General features: G+C 70.5%; 21 protein-coding genes and 2 pseudogenes. 4 read left to right on the forward strand and 19 right to left on the reverse strand.

The genetic code is table 11. From position 1 onward, the window contains the following. Positions 1-47: 47 nt before the first annotated feature. The 17 genes and pseudogenes from recO to hrcA all read right to left on the reverse strand — a co-directional run bounded on the left by recO (position 48) and on the right by hrcA (position 13,340). Complete coding sequence (gene recO, locus ACLJQF_RS24680; RefSeq protein WP_410611955.1) at positions 48-818, reverse strand: DNA repair protein RecO; 771 nt, start codon at positions 816-818, stop codon at positions 48-50. Positions 819-870: 52 nt separating this feature from the next. After that, the gene (locus tag ACLJQF_RS24685) at positions 871-1,365 is read right to left on the reverse strand and encodes a CD225/dispanin family protein (RefSeq protein ID WP_410611957.1); all 495 of its coding nucleotides are present in this window, start codon (positions 1,363-1,365) and stop codon (positions 871-873) included. A gap of 66 nt (positions 1,366-1,431) precedes the next feature. Next, positions 1,432-2,532 carry an RDD family protein gene (locus ACLJQF_RS24690; protein ID WP_410611958.1) on the reverse strand — a complete coding sequence of 367 codons (1,101 nt, stop codon included), beginning with the start codon at positions 2,530-2,532 and terminating at the stop codon, positions 1,432-1,434. A gap of 183 nt (positions 2,533-2,715) precedes the next feature. Continuing rightward, a complete protein-coding gene (locus tag ACLJQF_RS24695; RefSeq protein ID WP_410611959.1) occupies positions 2,716-3,168 on the reverse strand; it encodes a DUF2752 domain-containing protein in 453 nt (150 codons plus the stop codon). Then, a complete protein-coding gene (locus ACLJQF_RS24700) occupies positions 3,165-3,515 on the reverse strand; it encodes a CD225/dispanin family protein (RefSeq protein ID WP_410611960.1) in 351 nt (116 codons plus the stop codon). Before ACLJQF_RS24700 ends, ACLJQF_RS24695 begins: the two co-directional genes overlap by 4 nt. Before the next feature lie 26 nt (positions 3,516-3,541). Continuing rightward, the gene (locus tag ACLJQF_RS24705) at positions 3,542-3,910 is read right to left on the reverse strand and encodes a CD225/dispanin family protein (protein WP_410611962.1); all 369 of its coding nucleotides are present in this window, start codon (positions 3,908-3,910) and stop codon (positions 3,542-3,544) included. Positions 3,911-4,100: 190 nt separating this feature from the next. After that, positions 4,101-4,997, reverse strand: coding sequence for a GTPase Era (gene era, locus ACLJQF_RS24710; protein WP_410611964.1), 897 nt, complete (start codon positions 4,995-4,997; stop codon positions 4,101-4,103). Continuing rightward, positions 4,994-5,332 carry a cytidine deaminase gene (locus ACLJQF_RS24715; protein WP_410611966.1) on the reverse strand — a complete coding sequence of 113 codons (339 nt, stop codon included), beginning with the start codon at positions 5,330-5,332 and terminating at the stop codon, positions 4,994-4,996. Before ACLJQF_RS24715 ends, era begins: the two co-directional genes overlap by 4 nt. Next, a complete protein-coding gene (locus ACLJQF_RS24720) occupies positions 5,325-6,668 on the reverse strand; it encodes a hemolysin family protein (protein ID WP_410611968.1) in 1,344 nt (447 codons plus the stop codon). Before ACLJQF_RS24720 ends, ACLJQF_RS24715 begins: the two co-directional genes overlap by 8 nt. A 164-nt stretch (positions 6,669-6,832) precedes the next feature. Next, a complete protein-coding gene (gene ybeY / locus ACLJQF_RS24725) occupies positions 6,833-7,399 on the reverse strand; it encodes an rRNA maturation RNase YbeY (protein WP_410611970.1) in 567 nt (188 codons plus the stop codon). Beyond that, entirely contained in the window at positions 7,396-7,833 is a 438-nt protein-coding gene (locus tag ACLJQF_RS24730) for a PhoH family protein (RefSeq protein ID WP_410612248.1), read from the reverse strand. Before ACLJQF_RS24730 ends, ybeY begins: the two co-directional genes overlap by 4 nt. 156 nt (positions 7,834-7,989) lie before the next feature. After that, positions 7,990-8,814: pseudogene (locus ACLJQF_RS24735) on the reverse strand (LAGLIDADG family homing endonuclease); the annotation flags it as partial. Beyond that, positions 8,803-9,543, reverse strand: a pseudogene (locus ACLJQF_RS24740) (PhoH family protein); the annotation flags it as partial. The pseudogenes ACLJQF_RS24740 and ACLJQF_RS24735, both read right to left, overlap by 12 nt. An 86-nt stretch (positions 9,544-9,629) precedes the next feature. Beyond that, on the reverse strand, positions 9,630-9,998 hold the full coding sequence (locus ACLJQF_RS24745) for a histidine triad nucleotide-binding protein (RefSeq protein ID WP_410611972.1): 369 nt from the start codon (positions 9,996-9,998) through the stop codon (positions 9,630-9,632). Between the two features lie 366 nt (positions 9,999-10,364). Next, complete coding sequence (locus tag ACLJQF_RS24750) at positions 10,365-11,117, reverse strand: 16S rRNA (uracil(1498)-N(3))-methyltransferase (RefSeq protein ID WP_410611974.1); 753 nt, start codon at positions 11,115-11,117, stop codon at positions 10,365-10,367. Positions 11,118-11,119: 2 nt separating this feature from the next. Then, the gene (gene dnaJ, locus ACLJQF_RS24755) at positions 11,120-12,286 is read right to left on the reverse strand and encodes a molecular chaperone DnaJ (RefSeq protein ID WP_410611976.1); all 1,167 of its coding nucleotides are present in this window, start codon (positions 12,284-12,286) and stop codon (positions 11,120-11,122) included. A 31-nt stretch (positions 12,287-12,317) separates the two neighbouring features. Next, on the reverse strand, positions 12,318-13,340 hold the full coding sequence (gene hrcA / locus ACLJQF_RS24760) for a heat-inducible transcriptional repressor HrcA (RefSeq protein WP_410611978.1): 1,023 nt from the start codon (positions 13,338-13,340) through the stop codon (positions 12,318-12,320). 299 nt (positions 13,341-13,639) lie between these two features. Between hrcA and ACLJQF_RS24765 the strand changes: the two genes are divergently transcribed. From ACLJQF_RS24765 to ACLJQF_RS24780, 4 genes are read left to right on the forward strand one after another with little or no spacing between them, the layout of a single operon-like run. After that, positions 13,640-14,059, forward strand: a complete 420-nt coding sequence (locus tag ACLJQF_RS24765; RefSeq protein WP_410611980.1) for a YbaB/EbfC family nucleoid-associated protein — start codon at positions 13,640-13,642, stop codon at positions 14,057-14,059. Continuing rightward, a complete protein-coding gene (locus ACLJQF_RS24770) occupies positions 14,059-14,385 on the forward strand; it encodes a type VII secretion target (protein ID WP_410611982.1) in 327 nt (108 codons plus the stop codon). The genes ACLJQF_RS24765 and ACLJQF_RS24770 overlap by 1 nt, the downstream gene beginning before the upstream one ends. Beyond that, complete coding sequence (locus tag ACLJQF_RS24775; protein WP_410611984.1) at positions 14,382-15,575, forward strand: hypothetical protein; 1,194 nt, start codon at positions 14,382-14,384, stop codon at positions 15,573-15,575. Before ACLJQF_RS24770 ends, ACLJQF_RS24775 begins: the two co-directional genes overlap by 4 nt. After that, positions 15,572-16,051, forward strand: coding sequence for a hypothetical protein (locus ACLJQF_RS24780; RefSeq protein ID WP_410611986.1), 480 nt, complete (start codon positions 15,572-15,574; stop codon positions 16,049-16,051). Before ACLJQF_RS24775 ends, ACLJQF_RS24780 begins: the two co-directional genes overlap by 4 nt. Here ACLJQF_RS24780 and ACLJQF_RS24785 read toward each other — a convergent pair. Both ACLJQF_RS24785 and ACLJQF_RS24790 read right to left on the reverse strand, forming a co-directional pair. Continuing rightward, positions 16,048-16,899: an aldo/keto reductase gene (locus ACLJQF_RS24785; protein WP_410611988.1), complete on the reverse strand. Its 852-nt coding sequence runs from the start codon at positions 16,897-16,899 to the stop codon at positions 16,048-16,050. The two genes, ACLJQF_RS24780 and ACLJQF_RS24785, sit on opposite strands and share 4 nt — an antisense overlap. A 343-nt stretch (positions 16,900-17,242) precedes the next feature. Beyond that, positions 17,243-18,733, reverse strand: coding sequence for a CoA-acylating methylmalonate-semialdehyde dehydrogenase (locus ACLJQF_RS24790; protein WP_410611990.1), 1,491 nt, complete (start codon positions 18,731-18,733; stop codon positions 17,243-17,245). Between the last annotated feature and the right edge of the window lie 82 nt (positions 18,734-18,815).

The following is an 18,815-nucleotide window of genomic DNA, read 5'->3' on the forward strand; positions in this document are numbered from 1 at the left end:
GCCGGGTACCACCTGTCTTTCGGGGGTCGGGTGGCGGAGCCCCCGGCTCAGGGCGAAGCCCTGAATGCCTCAACCGCCTCCCGGGCGCGTCGCTCGACCAGGGGCAGGGAGCGGAGCTGCCGCTCCAGGTGCCACTGCAGGTGCGCCGCGACCAGGCCGCTCGCGTCACGGCGGGTGCCGGGCAGGGTCGCCTCGGCCAGCGGCCATTCGCCGTGCAGCAGGGCGGTGAGCAGGTCCAGGACGTCGGGGGCGGGGTGCACGCAGCCGGCGATCCGGCAGTCGGAGCACATCGAGCCGCCCGCGGCGATGCTGAACGCCTTGTGCGGGCCGGGCAGACCGCAGCGGGCGCACTCGGTGAGCGCGGGCGCCCAGCCGGCGTAGGACATCGCGCGGAGCAGGAAGGCGTCGAGCACCAGGGACGAATCGCGCTCCCCTTCGGCCAGCGCCCGCAGCGCGCCGACGACGAGGAGGTACAGCTTGAGCACCGGCTCGCCCTCTTCGGCCGAGAGCCGGTCCGCGGTTTCGGCGATCGCGCTGGCCGTGGTGTAGCGCTGGTAGTCGGCGACCAGCGGCAGCTGGAACGCGTCGACGGTCTCGACCTGGGTGATGACGTCGAGCGTGCGCCCGGTGTAGAACTGCACGTCGACGTGGCCGAACGGCTCCAGCCGGGCCCCGAACCGCGACGAGGTGCGCCGCACGCCCTTCGCCACGGCACGGACCTTGCCGTGCCGCCGCGTCAGCAGGGTGACGATCCGGTCGGCCTCACCCAGCTTGTGCGTGCGCAACACCACCCCGGTGTCGCGGTAGAGGTTCACCACCCCGACATCGTCCCACTTCGGGGTGATGCCGGGGTGGAGCGCCCCGCGGGAATCAGCAGTAGGAGCCGTAGCAGGTGCTGACGGCCGTCGCGCCGGCGATCGCGACGATGATCATGATGATGGCGAAGACGCAGCCGAAGCCGCCCAGAACGGTGGAGATGATGCAGAGCGTCTTGGTGGTGCGCGAGGCCTGTTCCGCCATCGGGTAGTTGCCCTGCATCTTGTACGTGCCGACCTCGTTGGACTTCATGATCGCGAAGATCCCGAGGATGAGGCCGCCGAGGAAGAGCGAGGCGATCGCCCAGCCCTTGTAGTCCTTGATCTGGTTGATGTCGCCACCGCCGGGCATGCCGTAGCCGGGGGCGCCGAAGCCACCGGTGGGCGGCTGGCCGTACGGCGCGGGCTGTCCGTACGGCGCCTGCTGACCGTACGGCGCCGGCTGGCCGTAGGGCGCGGGCATGCCGCCGGACGGCGGGCCGTAGCCCGGCTGCTGCGGCTGCTGCGGCTGCTGGCCGTAGGGCTGCTGCTGGCCGTAGGGATTGGTCATGACGTTGTACCCCAACTATTCGTGAACTTCCGCCGGGTGACTCCGGCGGTGGTGCGGAGGAACGGGTCAGCGCTGCTCGTTCGGCGGCTGGCCGAACTGGCCCAGCTGGATCTTCTGGGTCGCCTCGGGTTCGCCCGGGACGTCCGGCCGCAGCATCTGGGTGCGCTCGGCCTGCTCGTCGAAGGCGCTCCCCGAGCCCGGGCGGAGCATCTGGGTGCGTTCCGCCTGCTCGTCGAAGGCGCCCCCACCCGGCGGCGGGGCGAGCGGCTGGCCCGGCTGCTGCCCGAAGCCGCCCGGCTGCGGGGGCTGCGCGAAGCCGCCGGAGGACAGCGGCTGGCCGAACCCGCCCGGCTGCGGCTGGCCGAAGCCACCCGGGGCGGGCTGCTGCTCGAAACCACCGGATTGTGGCTGCTGCTGCGGGAAACCGCCGGACGCGGGCTGCTGCGGGAAGCCGCCGGCGGGCGGCTGGCCGAACTGACCGGGCTGGCCCGGCTGCTGCCCCGGCGGCGGGAAGCCGCCGGCGAAGGCCTGCCCGCCCTGCGCGGCGAACGGCGCGGCCGCGTCGTCGGCGTTCACCACGACCGTGCCGACGATCTTGTCGGAGAGGGTCTGGGACTTGTCGTCCCACAGCGGCCACAGCCAGCCGACGTAACAGACAGCGCTGTCGACGGCGTGGGCGAGGTCGCGCAGGAAGGCCATGCCCGGGCCGACCGGCTGCCCGGTGTCCTCGCGGACGAGCTTGATCTTGGCGTAGCGCTTGCCCATCGACTGGCCGGTGTTGCCCTGCGTGATCCACCGGTTGTGGATGGACCAGCCGATCCAACCGAGCCAGCCGAGCAGAGCCACGACGAGCCACAGCGAGCCGATGTGCCCGAAGATGAAGAAAAGCGGAGTGAGGACCACGTACAGCACGAGGAGGGGGCTCAGGTCGATGAGCCAGCCGAGGGCGCGCTGGCCCCAGCTCGCGTAGTTGCGCGGCGGACCGAAAGGGTTGCCCTGCTGGCCGAACGGGGCCGGCTGACCGTAGGGCGCCTGCTGACCGTACGGCGCCTGCTGCCCGTAGGGCGCGGGCTGCCCGTACGGCGCCTGCCCCGGCTGCGGCTGCCCGAACGGCGGCCGGCCACCGGCCGGCTGCCCGAAGGACTGCTGACCGTAGGGATCGGTCATTGGGTGTCTTCCCCTCGCTGGTCACTTCCCCGACATGCGGAAACGGATCCGCCCTCATCGGTCCGGTCCGCGGGAGCGTACTCGGTTCACCTTCGGCTGCGCCGCCCAGGCTTCAGCTGTCCGGGTGAATCGCCTGCGCGTCCGACGCGGTCCGTGACCTTCCGGTTCCCGGCTGTCCCGAGATCAGACGTGGAGTGCCGTGAACGGGGCGAACGGCAGGTTGCGGATGACGAACCAGACCACGAAGACAATGGAAAACGCGAGTGGTGTCCACCGCCAGTGCAGCCAGCTGTCCATCGCGCGGCCGCGCAGGCGCCCGAGGGTCCACGCGATGGTGCTCCACACCAGCAGCAGCACGACGACGAACGAGACGGCGTTGTAGTGCAGGGCCGCGGGAATGTCGCCGTGCATCAGGCTGTACGCCATCCGCATGCCGCCGCAGCCCGGGCAGTCGATGCCGAGCAGTGCCTTCGTCGGGCAGATGGGCAGGAACCCGCCCGGGGTGGTCGGATCGCCGACCCAGACGGCCACGCAGCAGGCGCCGAGCCCGGCGACGACGGCCATCGGCGCGCCGAGGGCCCGCAGCTTGGCTTTGGCGCCGCGGGCGGGGTATCCCGTGTAGACGGTCGTGGTCATGGCGTCAGCCGGTTCGCGTTGACGCCGACGAACACGATCATCACCACGATGAAGACGACGTAGAGCAGCAGGAGGATCCCGGTCGAGATGGCCGACCACATCGCCCACTTGCGGGCGTCGGCGGCGGCCTTCTGCGCCTCGGCGGGGAAGCCCTGGAACCACAGCGTGTGCACCTGGTTGGCCTTGACGATCGCGACAATGCCCAGGGGCAGGCAGCAGAGCACCGTGCTCAGGATGGCCCACACGAGGTTGTTCTCCGGTGGCGGCCCGTAGTTCGGCGGTGGATAGCCGTAGCCGTAACCCGGCCCGCCCGGGGGCGGGTACGGCGGCGGGTACTGGTCGGTCACCGGGATCCTCCTACTGCTGTGCTACGTCAGTATCGCGGCGTGGTGGTGCCGAACGTGAAGACACCCGCGATCATCAGGATGATCCACAGCACGATCCACACGACGCCGACGACCGCCGAGATGATCGCCCACTTCTTGGCCGAGTTGGCGGCCTCCTGCGCGGCGGCCGTCTGGCCCTGCGCCCACAGGCCGTTCACCTTCGCGGCCTGCACGATCGACACGACGCCGAACGGGAGGCAGCACAGGATCGTGGTCAGGATGGCCCACACGAGGTTGTTGCTCGGGGGCGGGCCCGGCTGGTAGCCGCCCGGCTGCCCACCGGGGTAGTTCGGCTGGCCGCCGGGCTGGTTCGGCTGGTCGCCGGGGTAGTTGGGCATGCCCTGGCTGTCGGTCATGATCGGTTGTTCCCCTTCGTCGTGCTCCAGAGACGACCACCGGGTCCGCGGGCCGCCCCGACCGGCCGCGATGTGGTCGAAGCCGCGACTGTAGGGGGCGAGATCATCGCGCGCCCCGCGTTTCGTCCCGCCGCGACCGAATCGAGACCAGGAATTCCGCTGATCCGCCCCGGCGTGGGGAAAGCGCCGGTCAGAAGCCCAGCCGACGTAACTGACGGGGGTCGCGCTGCCACTCTTTGGCCACCTTGATGTGCAGGTCGAGGTAGACCTTCGAACCGAGCAGCGCCTCGATGTTCTTGCGCGCGGCGGCGCCGACCTCGCGCAGCCGTTCGCCCTTGTGCCCCAGGATGATGCCCTTCTGGCTGGGGCGTTCCACGAAGAGGAACGCGTGCACGTCGATGAGGTCGTCGCGGCCTTCGCGGGGCAGCATCTCCTCGACGGTGACGGCGATCGAGTGCGGCAGCTCGTCGCGGACGCCTTCCAGCGCCGCCTCGCGGATCAGCTCGGCGACCAGAGTCTGCTCGGGCTCGTCGGTGAGCTCGCCGCCCGGGTACAGCTGCGGGCCCTCGGGCAGCCGCTTGACCAGCAGGTCGGCCAGGGTGCCGACCTGGAAGCCGTCCACTGCGGACACCGGGACGAGCTCGGCGAAGTCCATCACTTGCTGCAGCGCAAGCAACTGTTCGGCGACCTGCTGGGGCTGGACGAGGTCGGTCTTGGTGACGATGCCGATGACCGGCGTCCGCTTGGCTATCTTCTGGAGCTCGGCGGCGATGAACTTGTCACCGGGCCCGATCTTCTCGTTCGCCGGCACGCAGAGGCCGACGACGTCCACTTCGGACCACGTCGTGTGCACGATGTCGTTGAGCCGCTCGCCCAGCAGGGTGCGCGGGCGGTGCAGGCCGGGCGTGTCGATCAGGACGAGCTGGGCGTCCTCGCGGTGGACGATCCCGCGGATCGCGTGCCGGGTGGTCTGCGGCTTGCTGGAGGTGATCGCGACCTTGGTGCCGACGAGGGCGTTGGTCAGCGTCGACTTGCCGGCGTTGGGCCGGCCGACGAAGCAGGCGAAGCCGGAACGGTGCTCGGTCATCGGGTCAGCACCTCGAGGATTTCGCCGTCCGGGTCGGCGAGGATGATCGGCGCGTACTTCGCGATGTCGCGGACCGCGTGCACGGACGCGCCCTTGAGGAGCCCTTCGCCGGTGACGACGGCGGCGGCCTCGATGCCCTCGGCGCCGCTGGACAGCGCGGCGGCGACCGCGGCCTGGAGCGCGGTCAGCTTGAAGGACGGCTGGTCGACCGTGCCGGCGGCGTACGTGCGGCCGTCGGTGTCGCGGACCGCGGCGCCCTCGGGAGCCTGGATGCGGGCGCGCGAGGACCTGGCCAGCGTGACGAGTTTCTGGTCCTCGGCCTCGAGGTCAGGCATGTTCGACGCTCCTGTCGCGTTCGTCGGGTTGGGGCAGGCGCGTACGGCGGCCCGTCCGGTCGACGGGGTCCGTCATCGCTTCGGCGTCGGCCGGGTGCACGACCACGGAGGTGATCCGCATGCGGCCGCGCCGGTCCTTGCCCCCTTCGGCGAACAGCCGAAGGCCGGCGACCTCGGCTTCGGCCCCCGGTAGCGGGACCCTACCCAGTCGTTCCGCGAGCAGCCCGCCCACGGTCTCCACGTCGTGGTCTTCGAGGTCGACGCCGAACAGTTCGCCCAGGTCGTCGACGCTCATCCGGGACGACACGCGGACGGCGCCGCCGTCGAGCTCTTCGACCTCGGGGCGTTCGTCGGCGTCGGACTCGTCGGTGATCTCGCCGACGATCTCCTCGAGGACGTCCTCGATGGTGAGCAGGCCCGCCGTGCCCCCGTACTCGTCGACGGCGATCGCCATGTGGTTGTGCGAGCGCTGCATCTCCTTGAGCAGCTCGTCCAGCCGTTTCGAGTCGGGCACGAAGGACGCCTGGTTCATCACGGAGTCGACGACGGTGCTCGGCCCGTCGGGGTCGAGGTAGCCGGTCATCAGGTCCTTGATGTTGACGACGCCGACGATGTCGTCGACGGACTCGTCGATCACCGGCAGCCGGGTGAAGCCGGTGCGCAGCGCCAGGGCCAGCGCCTGCCGGACGGTCTTGGTGCGCTCGATCCAGACGATCTCGGTGCGCGGCACCATGACCTCGCGGGCGACGGTGTCGCCGAGCTCGAACACCGAGTGGATCATCTCGCGTTCGGAGTCCTCGACGACGCCGCGTTCCTGGGCCATGTCGACGAGCTCGCGCAGCTCGACTTCGGAGGTGAACGGGCCTTCGCGAAAGCCCTGCCCGGGGGTGATGGCGTTACCGATGAGGATGAGCAGCCGGGACAGCGGGCCGAGGACGGAGCCGAGGACGCGGACGGGCCCGGCGACGTACCGGCCGATGCGGTAGGGGTGCTGGCGGCCGAGGGTGCGGGGGCCGACGCCGATGAGGACGTAGCTGACGACGACCATGACGACCGCGGCGACCAGCACCGCGAGGCCCAGCGGCGCCAGGCGGGTGCCGACGAACACCGTGACGAGCACGGTGGCGGTGAGTTCGCAGCCGAGGCGGAGCAGGAGCAACAGGTTGATGTGCCGGCGGCGTTCGGCGACGACGGCGGCGAGGTGCCGGGCGCCGGGCAGCCCGAGCCGGGCGAGACCTTCGGCCCGGGCCTGCGACACGGTGCTGATGGCGGCGTCCGCCGCCGCGAACACGCCCGCCAGGAGGATGAGCGCGATCGCGAAGAAGAGCTGTTCCATGGCTGGCGCCTAAAACCGCGTTCCGGGGTGCCGGCGGCAAGCGCCCCAATGTGGCCTTCGGTGCGTCTGACGCACCCAAGGCGGCCTTCGGTGCGTCAGACGCAACCAAGGCCGCCTTGGGGCGCTTGGTCCGGAGCCGGGATCGAGAGCGGAGGCGTGCGGCACTAGGGCGTTTCCCCGGCGGGTGGCTCGGCGGCGGCGGGCGTGTCGAGCCCGGCGATGCCGAGGACGCGGTCGTCGGTGTTGCGCTGGGCGTCCCGCTTGTCCAGGGCGGCCACGGCGTCCTGGTACTCGCCGAGGATCCGCTTCTGGAGGGCGAACATCTCGCGCTCCTCGGCGGGTTCGGCGTGGTCGTAGCCGAGGAGGTGGAGCACGCCGTGCACGGTGAGCAGGTGCAGCTCGTCGATCAGGGCATGGCCCGCGGTCTTGGCCTGGTCCTTGGCGAACGCCGGGCAGAGCACGATGTCCCCGAGCAGCGCCGGTGACGCGTCGGGCGCGTCGGGGCGGCGGGAGGAGTCGAGCTCGTCCATCGGGAAGGCCATGACGTCGGTGGGGCCCGGGAGGTCCATCCAGCGTTCGTGCAGGTCTTCCATGACTTCGAGGGTGACGAGGAGGATGGACAGCTCGGCGAGCGGGCTGACCTCCATCTTGTCGAGGGCGTAGCGGGCGGCGGAGACGATGGACGTCTCGTCGACGACCACGCCGGACTCGTTGGCGATCTCGATGCTCAACGCCGGTTGCCCTTCCAGCCGTCGTTCTGCTGGGCGTCCTGCACGGCCTGCCACTTCTCGTAGGCGTCGACGATGCTCGCGACGAGCCGGTGCCGGACGACGTCCTGGCTGGTCAGTTCGGCGAAGTGGAGGTCATCGACGCCGGTGAGGATGTCGCGCACGACCCGCAGGCCGCTGCGCTGCCCGCTGGGCAGGTCGACCTGGGTGATGTCGCCGGTGACGACGATCTTGGAGCCCTGGCCGAGCCGGGTGAGGAACATCTTCATCTGCTCGGGCGTGGTGTTCTGGGCCTCGTCGAGGATGATGAAGGCGTCATTCAGCGTGTTGTGCGTCAGCAGGTGGTCGTCGGTAACGTACAGCGAGTCCTCCGCCGCGACCTGGATACACACCGCTTCTGCGCGACCAGCCGGTTCGATGCTCTGGATGAACCGCATCGGACGGCCTCCGCCATCGGCTTCGCGGTACTTCAGCCGCTTGCGGGTCAGGCGGAACGGCTCGATGCCCGCGGGGAGCCGGATCTCGACGACGTGGGCGTCGTGCCGGTAGCCGACGTCGCGTCCGTTGGCCCGGCCCGGCTTGCGGCCGAGCGCGAGGCGACGCCGGGAATAGGCGACTCCGCCAAGCGACTGCACCAGACGGATGACATCGTCCTTCAGCTGCGGGGATGTCGTCGTGTACTGGATGCGGCAGGTGCGGGCGAGCTGGGTGACCGGCCCACCATCCGAGTCCAGGAGCCCCTGCAGGACCGCCAGCCGGACGTCTGCCGAGTTCTGGAGGTAGACCTCCGGCACGAACTTGGTGTGCGAGCGGGTCCCGATCAGGTGCAGTGCGCGCAGGGCGCCGGTGACCGGGTTTTCCAGGGTGATGACGTCACCCGGTTCCCTAACGCGGTTGAGGGTGTAGTCGACCCCGCCCTTGTGCCGCACGGACACGCCGGGCAACGCCGCCTCGAGGGCAACGACCAATTCCGGATCGTCGGTCGCGAAAGCCGGGGTGGTGGAGCCGGTCAGGCAGCCGTCGCCCAGCAGGAGCCCCAGTGCATACGGGTCCATCGGCACTTCGCGCCCGGGATGGCAAACCGGCGCCGTCAGCATCGGCAGCTCGTAACGGCGGGCGTGAGCGGCCCGGAGCTTGCCGATCATTTCCTTCGTCTCGAGGACACGCCACGGCTTGTTGCGGCGCTTGTCGGCCGCCGTCCGGACCGTCCAGAGGTGCTCGCCGCAGCAAAGCGTCGAAGCGCCGTCGCTCGCGGTGACCCGGTAGATGTCCTTCTCGCCCTGTGGGTACACACCGAGGACCGGAGTCGGTTCACCGTCGGACCCGATGACCAGGTCGCCAACCCGGAGCTCGCCGATGGGCCGGAAACCATCCGGCGTCAGCACGGGCGTGGTCGTCGGCTGCGCGCGGCCGCGCATGTAGGCCAGCGGCGCGATCTCGATCGTCCCGGCCTGCATCAGCCGCGGAATCGACTCGGGCTCGACCATGTCGTGCAGCGCGTCGTAGAGCGGCCGCAGGTAGGGGTCGATCTTCTCGTTCAGGGTGCCGGGCAGGTAGCCGAGGCGCTCGCCGGCTTCGACGGCCGGGCGGGTCAGCACGATGCGGGTGACCTGCTTGGCCTGCAGCGCCTGGACGGCTTTCGCCATGGCGAGGTAGGTCTTGCCGGTGCCGGCGGGGCCGATGCCGAAGACGACGGTGTGCTTGTCGATGGCGTCGACGTACCGCTTCTGGTTCAGCGTCTTGGGCCGGATGGTCTTCCCGCGCCGGGAGACGATGTTGAGGCTGAGGACCTCGGCCGGCGAGGCGTCTCCGGTGGAGAGCATGCCGATGGTGCGCCGGACGGTGTCGGGCCCGACCTGCTGGCCGCCGGTGGCGAGCTGCACGAGCTCGGCGAAGACGCGTTCGGCGAACGCGACGTCGGCGGGCGTCCCGGTCAGGGTGACCTCGTTGCCGCGAACGTGCACGTCCGCGGCGAGGAGCTCCTCGGCGACCCGCAGGTTCTCGTCACGGGACCCGAGCAGGCTGAGCGCGGCGGCGTCGGGGATGGGGAACCGGGACTGCGCAGCCTGAGCGGAGGCATCCTCGGTCTTGGCGACGTCCCCGGGGACGTCGGGTCGGGCGGCTCCACCCGGTACGGTTCCGGCCACGTGGCCTCAGGCCTGCTTTCTCGGTGAGGGAGAACGGACCCCTCCGATGCTACTGGCACCCACCGACAAGACGCAGGCCGGTTTCCCTAGTCCTCCTCCGGAGCCCCGAACAACCCCAGCGGCTCCCCGCCCAGAACATGGGCGTGCACGTGGAAGACGGTCTGCCCGGCATCCTCATCGGTGTTGAAGACAACCCGATACCCACTCCCCAGGACCCCCTCAAGCTCGGCAACCTTACGAGCGGCCAACACCACCCGGGCAAGCAGCTCCGGATCCCCGGCAGCAAGCTCCCCCAGATTCCGGTACCGCTTCCGAGGCACAACAAGCACGTGAACCCGAGCCTGAGGCCGGATATCCCGGAAGGCAAAGGTGGCATCATCCTGATAGACGACATCGGCGGGGATCTCCCCACCAATGATCCGTTCGAACAGCGTCTCGGCCTCAGTCTCGCTCATCCAAGCACCCTATCGACCACTCGACCACAACCCGCCCCACCCAACCGGACCACAGGCAAACGCGCGGGGGTCCGGGGCTCGCCCCGGCTGGGGGTCTGGGGGTCTGACCCCCAGAAAACACAACGAAACCAAACCGCGGCTCGACCGCGAGCGAAGCGAGCGAGGAGATGCCGCGGTGGCGGTGAAGCCTGGGGGTCGCCTCACCGCGACCGCGGCGGCCGCCGGACCGAGGGGGGAGGTGCCCGGCGGAGTCTTCTTCCCAGTAGCGCACCGAACGATGAACAGTGCGTTAGTAAATGAGAGTAACGGGTCGGAGCGTGATCGCGCCATAACTGGGCGCAAAATTCGCGCGGTTTTTTGGTGATCTCACTGCCAGCGAGTCGTGAGCGCACCGAGCGCGCCCAAGGCCACCGCGGCGGCCGTGGAGGTCCGCAGGACCGTTGTCCCCAACCGCACCGCCCGCGCGCCGGCTTCCTTCAGGACAGCGAGCTCGTCGTCCGTGACGCCGCCCTCGGGCCCCACGACCAGCAGCACGTCCCCGGCGTCGGGCAGGTCCAGGTCGGTGAGCCGCTCGGGGGCGTCGGACTCGAGCACGATGGCGAGCGACATCGTCGCCACGAGCCCGGCCAGCTCGCCCGTGGTCACCGGCTCGGTGACCTCCGGGACGTGGGCCCGCCGCGCCTGTTTCGCGGCCGCCCGGGCCGTCGCCCGCCACCGCGCGAGCGCCTTGTCCCCGCGGCCCCCGTCGTCCCACTTGGCGACGCTCCGGGCCGCTCGCCAGGGGACGATCGCGTCGACGCCGGCCTCGGTGGCGAGTTCGACCGCGAGTTCCCCGCGGTCCCCCTTGGCCAGCGCCTGCGCGACCAGGACGCGCAGCGCAGGCGGCTCCTCGGTCCAATGCGACTCGACCGCCAGCGTCACCAGCGCGTCGCGCCCGGCCTGGACGCCCTCGACGACGCACCGGGCCATCGCGCCGGCGCCGTCGGACAGGACCAGCCGCTCGCCCACGCGCAGGCGGCGGACGGTGGCCGCGTGCCGGGCTTCCTCGCCGTCGAGGACCGCGCGGCCCGAAGCCGGCACCGACGCGGCGAGGAAGACCGGCAGGGTGGTGTCGGGCACGGTCAGCGGTGGTTCTTGGCGCGCAGCTTGGAGAACAGGCCGCCGTGCTTGGTGCCGTTGGACGCCAGCGTCGGCACCTCTTCGCCGCGCTGCTGTGCGAGCTCGACGAGGAGTTCGCGCTGGGCTTCGTCGAGCTTGGTCGGGACCACGACGTCGATGTGGACGTGCAGGTCGCCGCGGCCGTCGACGCGGCCGGAGGACCGCAGCCGCGGCATGCCCTTGCCGGTGAGGACGAGCTCGGCGTTGGGCTGGGTGCCCGGTTCGACGTCGAGTTCGTAGTCGCCGTCGACGAGGGTCGAGATCGGCACCGTGGCACCGAGCGCGGCCGTCGTCATCGGGATGCGGAAGTTGCAGTGCAGGTCGTGGCCCTGCCGGACGAAGACCTCGTGCGGGGTCTCGTCGATCTCGACGTACAGGTCGCCGGCCGGGCCGCCGCCGGGGCCGACCTCGCCCTGGCCGGACAGCCGGATGCGCATGCCGTCGCCGACGCCCGGCGGGATCTTGGCGGTGACGTTGCGGCGGGCGCGGATGCGGCCGTCGCCGCCGCACTGGCGGCAGGGGTCGGGGATGACCTCGCCGAAGCCGCGGCAGACCGGGCAGGGGCGGGCGGTGACGACCTGGCCGAGGAACGACCGCTGGACGGACTGGACCTCGCCGGCGCCGCCGCAGGTGTCGCAGGTCTTGACCGAGGTGCCTTCGCTGGTGCCCGCGCCGCGGCAGAGGTCGCAGACGATGGCCGTGTCGACGGCGATTTCCTTGTCGACGCCGGTCGCGCACTCCTCGAGGGAGAGGCCGAGCCGGATCAGCGCGTCGGAGCCGGGCTGGACGCGGCTGCGCGGGCCTCGCCCGCGCCCCCCGCCACCGCCGGCCGCGCCGAAGAAGGCGTCCATGATGTCGCCGAGGCCGCCGAAGCCGGCGAACGGGTCGCCACCGCCCCCGCCGCGCCCGCCGCCGTCCATCGGGTCGCCGCCGAGGTCGACGATCTTGCGCTTCTGCGGGTCGGACAGCACCTCGTAGGCCGTCGTGACCTCGCCGAACTTGTGCTGCGCGTCTTCCGACGGGTTGACGTCGGGGTGCAGCTCCCTGGCCAGCTTCCGGTACGCGCGCTTGATGTCCTGATCGCTCGCGTTCTTGGCCACCCCGAGGATGCCGTAGTAGTCCCTCGCCACCGTCTCTGCTTCTCCTTCTGCTCTGCCCGGCTCAGCGGCCGTGCAGGATCTGCCCCACGTAGTTGGCGACCGCCCGCACCGCGGCGATCGTGCCGGGGTAGTCCATCCGGGTCGGTCCGACCACCCCCATGCCGCCGAGCACCATGTCCTGGCCGTATCCGATCGAGACGACCGAGGTGCTGCGCATCTGCTCGTCCTCATTTTCCTCACCGATGCGCACCGTGATCGCACCGGGGTTGCGCGCGGCGGCCAGCAGCTTGAGCACGACGACCTGTTCTTCGAGTGCTTCGAGGACCTGGCGCAGCGAGCCCGGGAAGTCGGCGACGTTGCGGGTGAGGTTCGCGGTACCCCCGAGCACCAGGCGCTCTTCGGGGTGTTCGGCCAGCGACTCGACCAGCACGGTGGTGACCCGGATGAGCGCGTCCCGCAGCTCGCCGGGCGACTTGTCGGGCAGTTCGGCGACGCGCGCCGCGGCGTCGTTGAGCCGCCGTCCGGACGTGGCCGCGTTGAGCACGGTGCGCAGCCGGGTGACGTCCTCTTCGGTGACGACGTCGCCGAGGTCGACCGTGCGCTGGTCGACGCGCCCGTTGTCGGTGATCAGCACCAGCATCAGCCGCGCCGGGGTGAGCGGCACCACTTCGAGGTGCCGCACCTTGGCGTTGGTCAGCATCGGGTACTGGACGACGGCGACCTGGCGGGTGAGCTGCGCGAGCAGCCGGACCGAGCGCTTGAGGACGTCGTCGAGGTCGGTGCCGCTGTCTAGGAACGTGGTGATGGCCCGGCGCTCGGCCGCGCTCAGCGGCTTGATCTCCGACAGCCGGTCGACGAAAAGGCGGTAGCCCTTGTCGGTCGGGACGCGGCCGGCACTGGTGTGCGGCTGCGTGATGTAGCCCTCTTCTTCGAGCGTGGCCATGTCGTTGCGCACGGTGGCGCTCGACACACCCAGGTTGTGCCGCTCGACGATCGCCTTGGACCCGACGGGTTCCTGGTTGGACACGTAGTCGGCCACGATCGCGCGCAGCACGTCGAAGCGGCGTTCCTCCGCGTTGGCCACCGGTTCCTCACCTACCTCGTTCGCTGCTCGAGCCAAGTTTACGGAAGCCTGAGCCGGTCGCGCTCAACGCGGCCCGTCCGAGCCCTGCCGCCCCCGGTGTCTTGAATGACTCATTCAGGACCTCCGGTGTCCTGAATGAGTCATTCAAGACCTTCTGCCACCCACCGACCGGCGGGTAAAGAGCACGCAAACCGATTCCCATGAATTGTTCTGGAAACGGTTTTCCCGCTTGAATGGGGAACCGAAAACCGGTTTGCTCCCTCTGATCCACGCATCCTTCCCCGACTGACGAGGTCGCTGTGAACAATTTTGACCCGGCTTCGGCCGGTATGCCCGAAATCGCCCGGCGCGCGGCCGAGGCGAAGGCGCGGTTGCAGCGTGTCTCGGCGACCGCCACGAGTGCCGACGGGGCCGTCACGGTCACCGTCAACACCGCCGGTGCGCTGCAGGAACTCAGCTTCGGCCCGCGTGCGGACGAGCTGCCGCGGACCCGGCTGGCCCAGGCGGTCCTGGCCGCGGCGCGCCGGGCGCAACTCGACGCGGCGCAGCAGCTGACCGGCATCATGGCACCCGTGATCGGCGAAGGCAGCGAGGCGATGGAATTCCTCAAGGAACAGATTCCGGCGCCCGAAGTCCCCGAAGAACCCACCCGGGAACCGCGCCGGAAACCGCCGTCCGACGACGACTTCGGCAGCCCGATCCTGCGCCGGGGGCTCTGATGACTCTGCAGGCTCTGAGGGTCGACTTCGACGTCCTCGGCGGACACGAAGACGAGATCCGCGAGATCGCCGCCAAGGTCCAGCAGGCGCTCGACGCCGCCGGCACCGCGCAGGCCCTCGACTTCGACGCGTTCGGGCTGGTCGGGCAGGTCTTCGCGCTCCCGATTCAGGCGTGGATCGACACAGCCGACAGCTTCCTCGCCGCCGCGGTCGAGGCCGGCCACGAGGTCGCGGACCGGGTGAAGACCGCGCACACGGCGTTCCGCGAGCACGAACACAAGACGAAGTGCCTGATCGAAGGCATCGGCAAGGAGCTGCCCGCATGACGGAGAATTCCCTGGTCGCGACGGCCGAGCCGGCAAGCGGCTTCTGGAGCGGCATGGGTGACGGCTCGAAGGGCGAGCCGGCCAACCTCAACGCGCAGACCGGCGGCGCGGGCATCTTCAGCGACGCCGCGTCGACGCTCACCGACGCCAGGGGCGGCGACTGGGGCAACCTCGCCCTGGACATCGGCACCGACGCCCTCGACCTGCTCGGCGCGGCGATGGATCCGCTCGGGACGCTGGCGAGTGCGGGGGTCGGCTGGCTGATCGAGCACATCAGCTTCCTCAAGGACGGCCTCGACAAGCTCGCCGGCAAGCCCGAAGCGATCACGGCCAAGGCTGTGACCTGGACGAACATCGCGAAGCAGCTCACCGAGACGGCCGAGAGCTACGAGCAGAAGGCCAAGAAGGTCCAGCAGTCGTTCAGCGACTGCGGCTCCGCGGAGGCGTACCAGCGGACGGCCGAAAGCTACGTCGGCGTCCTGCGCGGCGCGGCTTCGCACGCCGAAGGCGCGTCGACGGCGATCAACATCGGCGCGGCGCTGGTCGGCACCGAGCGCGGCCTGATCCGCGACCTGATCTCGTCGTTCGTGGGCGAGCTGATCGTCAAGGCGCTGGCCGCGCTGGCGGCGTCGTGGTGCACGTTCGGCGGGACGATCGCGGCGTTCATCGCGGACACGGTGATCGAGGGCGGGGTGCTGGCGGAGAAGATCAGCACGCGCATCGCGAAGATCGTCGAGAAGCTGGAGGGCCTGGCCAAGGGCGCGGGCAGGTCGAAGGCGGCCCTCGAAGGCGCGGCGAACGCGCTGAAGAAGGCGGGCAAGGCGGCCGACCGGATCGTGGACCGCAGCGTCGAGACGGCGGCGGGGATCGAGCGGAAGGCCACCGAGCTGAAGCAAGCGGGCCGGGAAGCGAAGTCCGCCGAAGAGACGGCGAAGGGCTGGAGCGACGCCGCCAAGGAGCGCGTCCCGGGCCGGGAGAAGCTGGAAGGCCCGGGCGAGTACTCCGAGGAGGGCCGCAGCGTCCTGAACCAGCACAAGCTCCTCGACCCGAACGAAAAGGTGCACTGGAACACGGCGGACACCGTCGGTGTGGCGACCGAGGGCCGCCGCCAGGAGAACGAACAGTACGACCGCTATCACGAGGCCCAAGAGGCCCACGAGAAGGAACACCCCGAAGGCGAGGGCGAGTGAGCGACCGGCCCGAGGTGGAGCTGGCCAACCGCAACGGCCTGCTCCACCCCGAGCAGCGCGGCGCGCTGCTCGACCTGAACTTCTGGGTGGCGGCGGCCCTCGTCGTGGCCGGGATCATGGCCACGGTGGGCCTCGCGGTCGCGGGTACGGCCGTGGCCGCCGTCCCGCTGCTGGCGATCACCGGCTGGTTCGCGTTCGTCTGCCGGCGCCGGCTCGCCGACGCCTTCGGCGGCCGGCTGACCGCGGTCACGGGCTGGACGCACGACTTCGACACCGCTCGCCTCACCGACGAGTACCCGATCGGCCTGCACCGCAGCCCGGAGGGGTTCAAGAGCCTCGAGTCGTTCAGCCTGCGCGCCGGCGGCCGGACCTACCCGCTGGAGCGGAAGCTCCGCGAGCGGATCCAGCCCAACCGGGTCAACACCGTACTGATCGCGCCGCGGTCCAAGGTGCTGATCAACGTCCTCCCGGCTTAGACCGCCTTGGTGAGGGCGTCGAACTCGGCGTCGGTCAGCTCGATGTCCGCGGCGGCGACGTTGTCCTCGAGGTGCGCGACCGACGACGTGCCCGGGATCGGCAGCACGACCGGCGACCGCTTGAGCAGCCAGGCCAGCGCGAGTTGCGACGGCGTCGCGTCGTGCTCCTTCGCGAGCGCGGTCAGCGGGCTGTCCGGCCCGGCCAGCGCCCCGGTGGCCAGCGGGAACCAGGGGATGAACGCGATGCCGTGCTCGGTGGCGTGCTCCAGTAGCGGCTCGGCGTCGCGGTTGGCCAGGTTGAACAGGTTCTGCACGGAAACGATCTCCGCGGTCTTCTGCGCCTCGGCGAGGTCGGCCACCCCGACCTCGGACAGGCCGATGTGCCGGATCTTGCCCTCGTCCTGCAGCTTCTTCAGCTCCCCGACCTGCTCGGCCACCGGCACCTTCGGATCGATCCGGTGCAGCTGCAGCAGATCGATCCGGTCGACGCCGAGGTGGCGCAGGCTCAGCTCGACCTGCTGACGCAGGTACTCGGGCCGCCCGACCGGGATCCACTGGCCGGGGCCTTGCCGGGTGAAGCCGGCCTTGGTCGCGATGACCAGGTCGTCGGCGTACGGGTGCAACGCCTTCTTGATCAGCAGGTCGGCGACGAACGGTCCGTAGGCGTCGGCGGTGTCGATCAGGTTCACGCCCAGCTCGACGGCCCGCCGCAGCACGCGGACGGCCTCTTCGGGGTCCTTCGGGTCGCCCCACACGCCCGGTCCGGTGAGCTGCATGGCGCCGTACCCGAGGCGGGTGACCGGGAGGTCGCCGCCGATGGTGAAGGTGCCGGAGTTCTTCGCGCTCATTCTTCGTCCTAACGTCGTCCGCGGGTCCCCCTGGTGCCAACCCGGCGGACCCGCGGAGGATTCCCCGCCTAGTACTACAGGGACACTTGTGCGCGCGACCTGGCAAAACCCGGCGGGCCGGTCTGCCGCAGCTGGTCGTGAGCGGTACGGCGCATCAGCGCCAACGGCCAACTCACCAACCGCAACGGCCAACTCACCAACCGCAGCGGCCAACTCACCCGCGTGCCCGGCGAGTTGGCTGCTGCGAGCGGTGAGTTGGCTGCTGCGAGCGGTGAGTTGGCCGTTCCTGTCCCGGCAGACCAGCCACCACTGCCACGCCGACCGAAGAACTGTCCCTGTAGTACTAGGAGTTGCGCGGGAAGCCCAGGTTGACCCCGGCGTGCGAGGTGTCCGGCCACCGCGACGTCACGACCTTCGTCCGGGTGAAGAAGTGGAACCCCTCCGGCCCGTACGCGTGGCTGTCGCCGAACAGCGAGTCCTTCCAGCCGCCGAACGAGTAGTAGCCGACCGGGACCGGGATCGGGACGTTGACCCCGACCATGCCCACCTCGACCTCGTTCTGGAACCGGCGCGCGGCGGCCCCGTCGCCGGTGAAGATGGCCGTGCCGTTGCCGTACGGGTTGGCGTTGATCAGCGCCAGCGCGTCGTCGTAGGAAGCCGTGCGCGCCACCGCCAGCACCGGGCCGAAGATCTCGTCGGTGTAGATCGACATCTCCGGGCGGACGTGGTCGAACAGCGTCGGGCCGAGCCAGAAGCCGTCCCCGGACACCTCGATGCCCCGGCCGTCGACGACCAGCGCGGCACCGGCGGCCACCCCGGCGTCCACATAGGACTCGACGCGGGCGTGGTGGGCCGCGGTGACCAGCGGGCCCATCTCCGACTCGGGATCACGGCCGTCGCCGACGCGCAGCCGGGCGATCCGCTCGGCGATCTTCGCGACCAGCTCGTCGCCGACCGGGTCGACGGCCACCACCACCGACACCGCCATGCACCGCTCCCCCGCCGAGCCGAACCCGGCCGACACCGCGGCGTCGGCGGCGAGGTCGAGGTCGGCGTCCGGCAGCACCACCATGTGGTTCTTCGCCCCGCCGAGGGCCTGGACGCGCTTGCCGTGCCGGGTGCCGGTTTCGTAGACGTACCGCGCGATCGGCGTCGACCCGACGAACGAGATCGCCTTGACGTCGGCGTGCGAGAGCAGCCCGTCGACGGCCACCTTGTCGCCGTGCAGCACGTTGAGCGCACCCGCGGGCAGGCCGGCCTCGGCGAACAGCTCCGCGATGAACACCGCCGCCGACGGGTCCTTCTCGCTCGGCTTGAGGACCACGGTGTTCCCGCAGGCCAGCGCGTTGGGGACGAACCAGAGCGGGACCATGGCCGGGAAGTTGAACGGCGAGATCACGCCGACCACGCCCAGCGGCTGGGCGATCGAATAGACGTCGACGCCGGTGGAGGCGTTCTCACTGAACCCGCCTTTGAGCAGCTGGGCCGCACCGCACGCGAACTCGACGTTCTCGATCGCGCGGGCGATCTCGCCTGCCGCGTCGGACTCGACCTTGCCGTGCTCGCTCGTGATGATCTTCGCCAGCTCGTGCTTGCGGGCGGACAGCAGCTCGCGGAAGGCGAACAGCACTCGCGTCCGCCCGGCCAGCGACGTCCCGCGCCAACCCGGCAGCGCCGCCTTGGCCGCGGCGACGGCGGCTTCGACCTCGGCGTCACCGGCGAAGTCGACGTGCGCCCGAATCTCCCCGGTGGCCGGGTCGAAGACCTCGCCGGACCGCGCGGCGGTCCCGCCGAACGGCTTGCCGTCGATCCAGTGGCTGATGCGGTCGGTCACAGCGGGCACTCCTCGCACTCGGCAACATCCCGTCACGAGTCTCCGGGCGGGCGCCACGCCACCGCCATCGGCAACGTGTACG

Source organism: Amycolatopsis sp. lyj-109, assembly GCF_046548995.1.
In the GTDB taxonomy this organism is placed as follows: Bacteria; Actinomycetota; Actinomycetes; order Mycobacteriales; family Pseudonocardiaceae; genus Amycolatopsis.

What these genes read in the sequence shown, in the direction of transcription:
- ACLJQF_RS24695 (WP_410611959.1), bottom strand. Translation starts at nt 3,168, where the DNA reads ATGACCACGACCGTCTACACGGGATACCCCGCCCGCGGCGCCAAAGCC.
- ACLJQF_RS24715 (WP_410611966.1), bottom strand. Translation starts at nt 5,332, where the DNA reads ATGCCTGACCTCGAGGCCGAGGACCAGAAACTCGTCACGCTGGCCAGG.
- ACLJQF_RS24705 (WP_410611962.1), bottom strand. Translation starts at nt 3,910, where the DNA reads ATGACCGACAGCCAGGGCATGCCCAACTACCCCGGCGACCAGCCGAAC.
- ACLJQF_RS24770 (WP_410611982.1), top strand. Translation starts at nt 14,059, where the DNA reads ATGACTCTGCAGGCTCTGAGGGTCGACTTCGACGTCCTCGGCGGACAC.
- ACLJQF_RS24720 (WP_410611968.1), bottom strand. Translation starts at nt 6,668, where the DNA reads ATGGAACAGCTCTTCTTCGCGATCGCGCTCATCCTCCTGGCGGGCGTG.
- era (WP_410611964.1), bottom strand. Translation starts at nt 4,997, where the DNA reads ATGACCGAGCACCGTTCCGGCTTCGCCTGCTTCGTCGGCCGGCCCAAC.
- ACLJQF_RS24685 (WP_410611957.1), bottom strand. Translation starts at nt 1,365, where the DNA reads ATGACCAATCCCTACGGCCAGCAGCAGCCCTACGGCCAGCAGCCGCAG.
- ACLJQF_RS24785 (WP_410611988.1), bottom strand. Translation starts at nt 16,899, where the DNA reads ATGAGCGCGAAGAACTCCGGCACCTTCACCATCGGCGGCGACCTCCCG.
- ACLJQF_RS24730 (WP_410612248.1), bottom strand. Translation starts at nt 7,833, where the DNA reads ATGCGGTTCATCCAGAGCATCGAACCGGCTGGTCGCGCAGAAGCGGTG.
- ACLJQF_RS24745 (WP_410611972.1), bottom strand. Translation starts at nt 9,998, where the DNA reads ATGAGCGAGACTGAGGCCGAGACGCTGTTCGAACGGATCATTGGTGGG.
- ACLJQF_RS24775 (WP_410611984.1), top strand. Translation starts at nt 14,382, where the DNA reads ATGACGGAGAATTCCCTGGTCGCGACGGCCGAGCCGGCAAGCGGCTTC.
- ACLJQF_RS24690 (WP_410611958.1), bottom strand. Translation starts at nt 2,532, where the DNA reads ATGACCGATCCCTACGGTCAGCAGTCCTTCGGGCAGCCGGCCGGTGGC.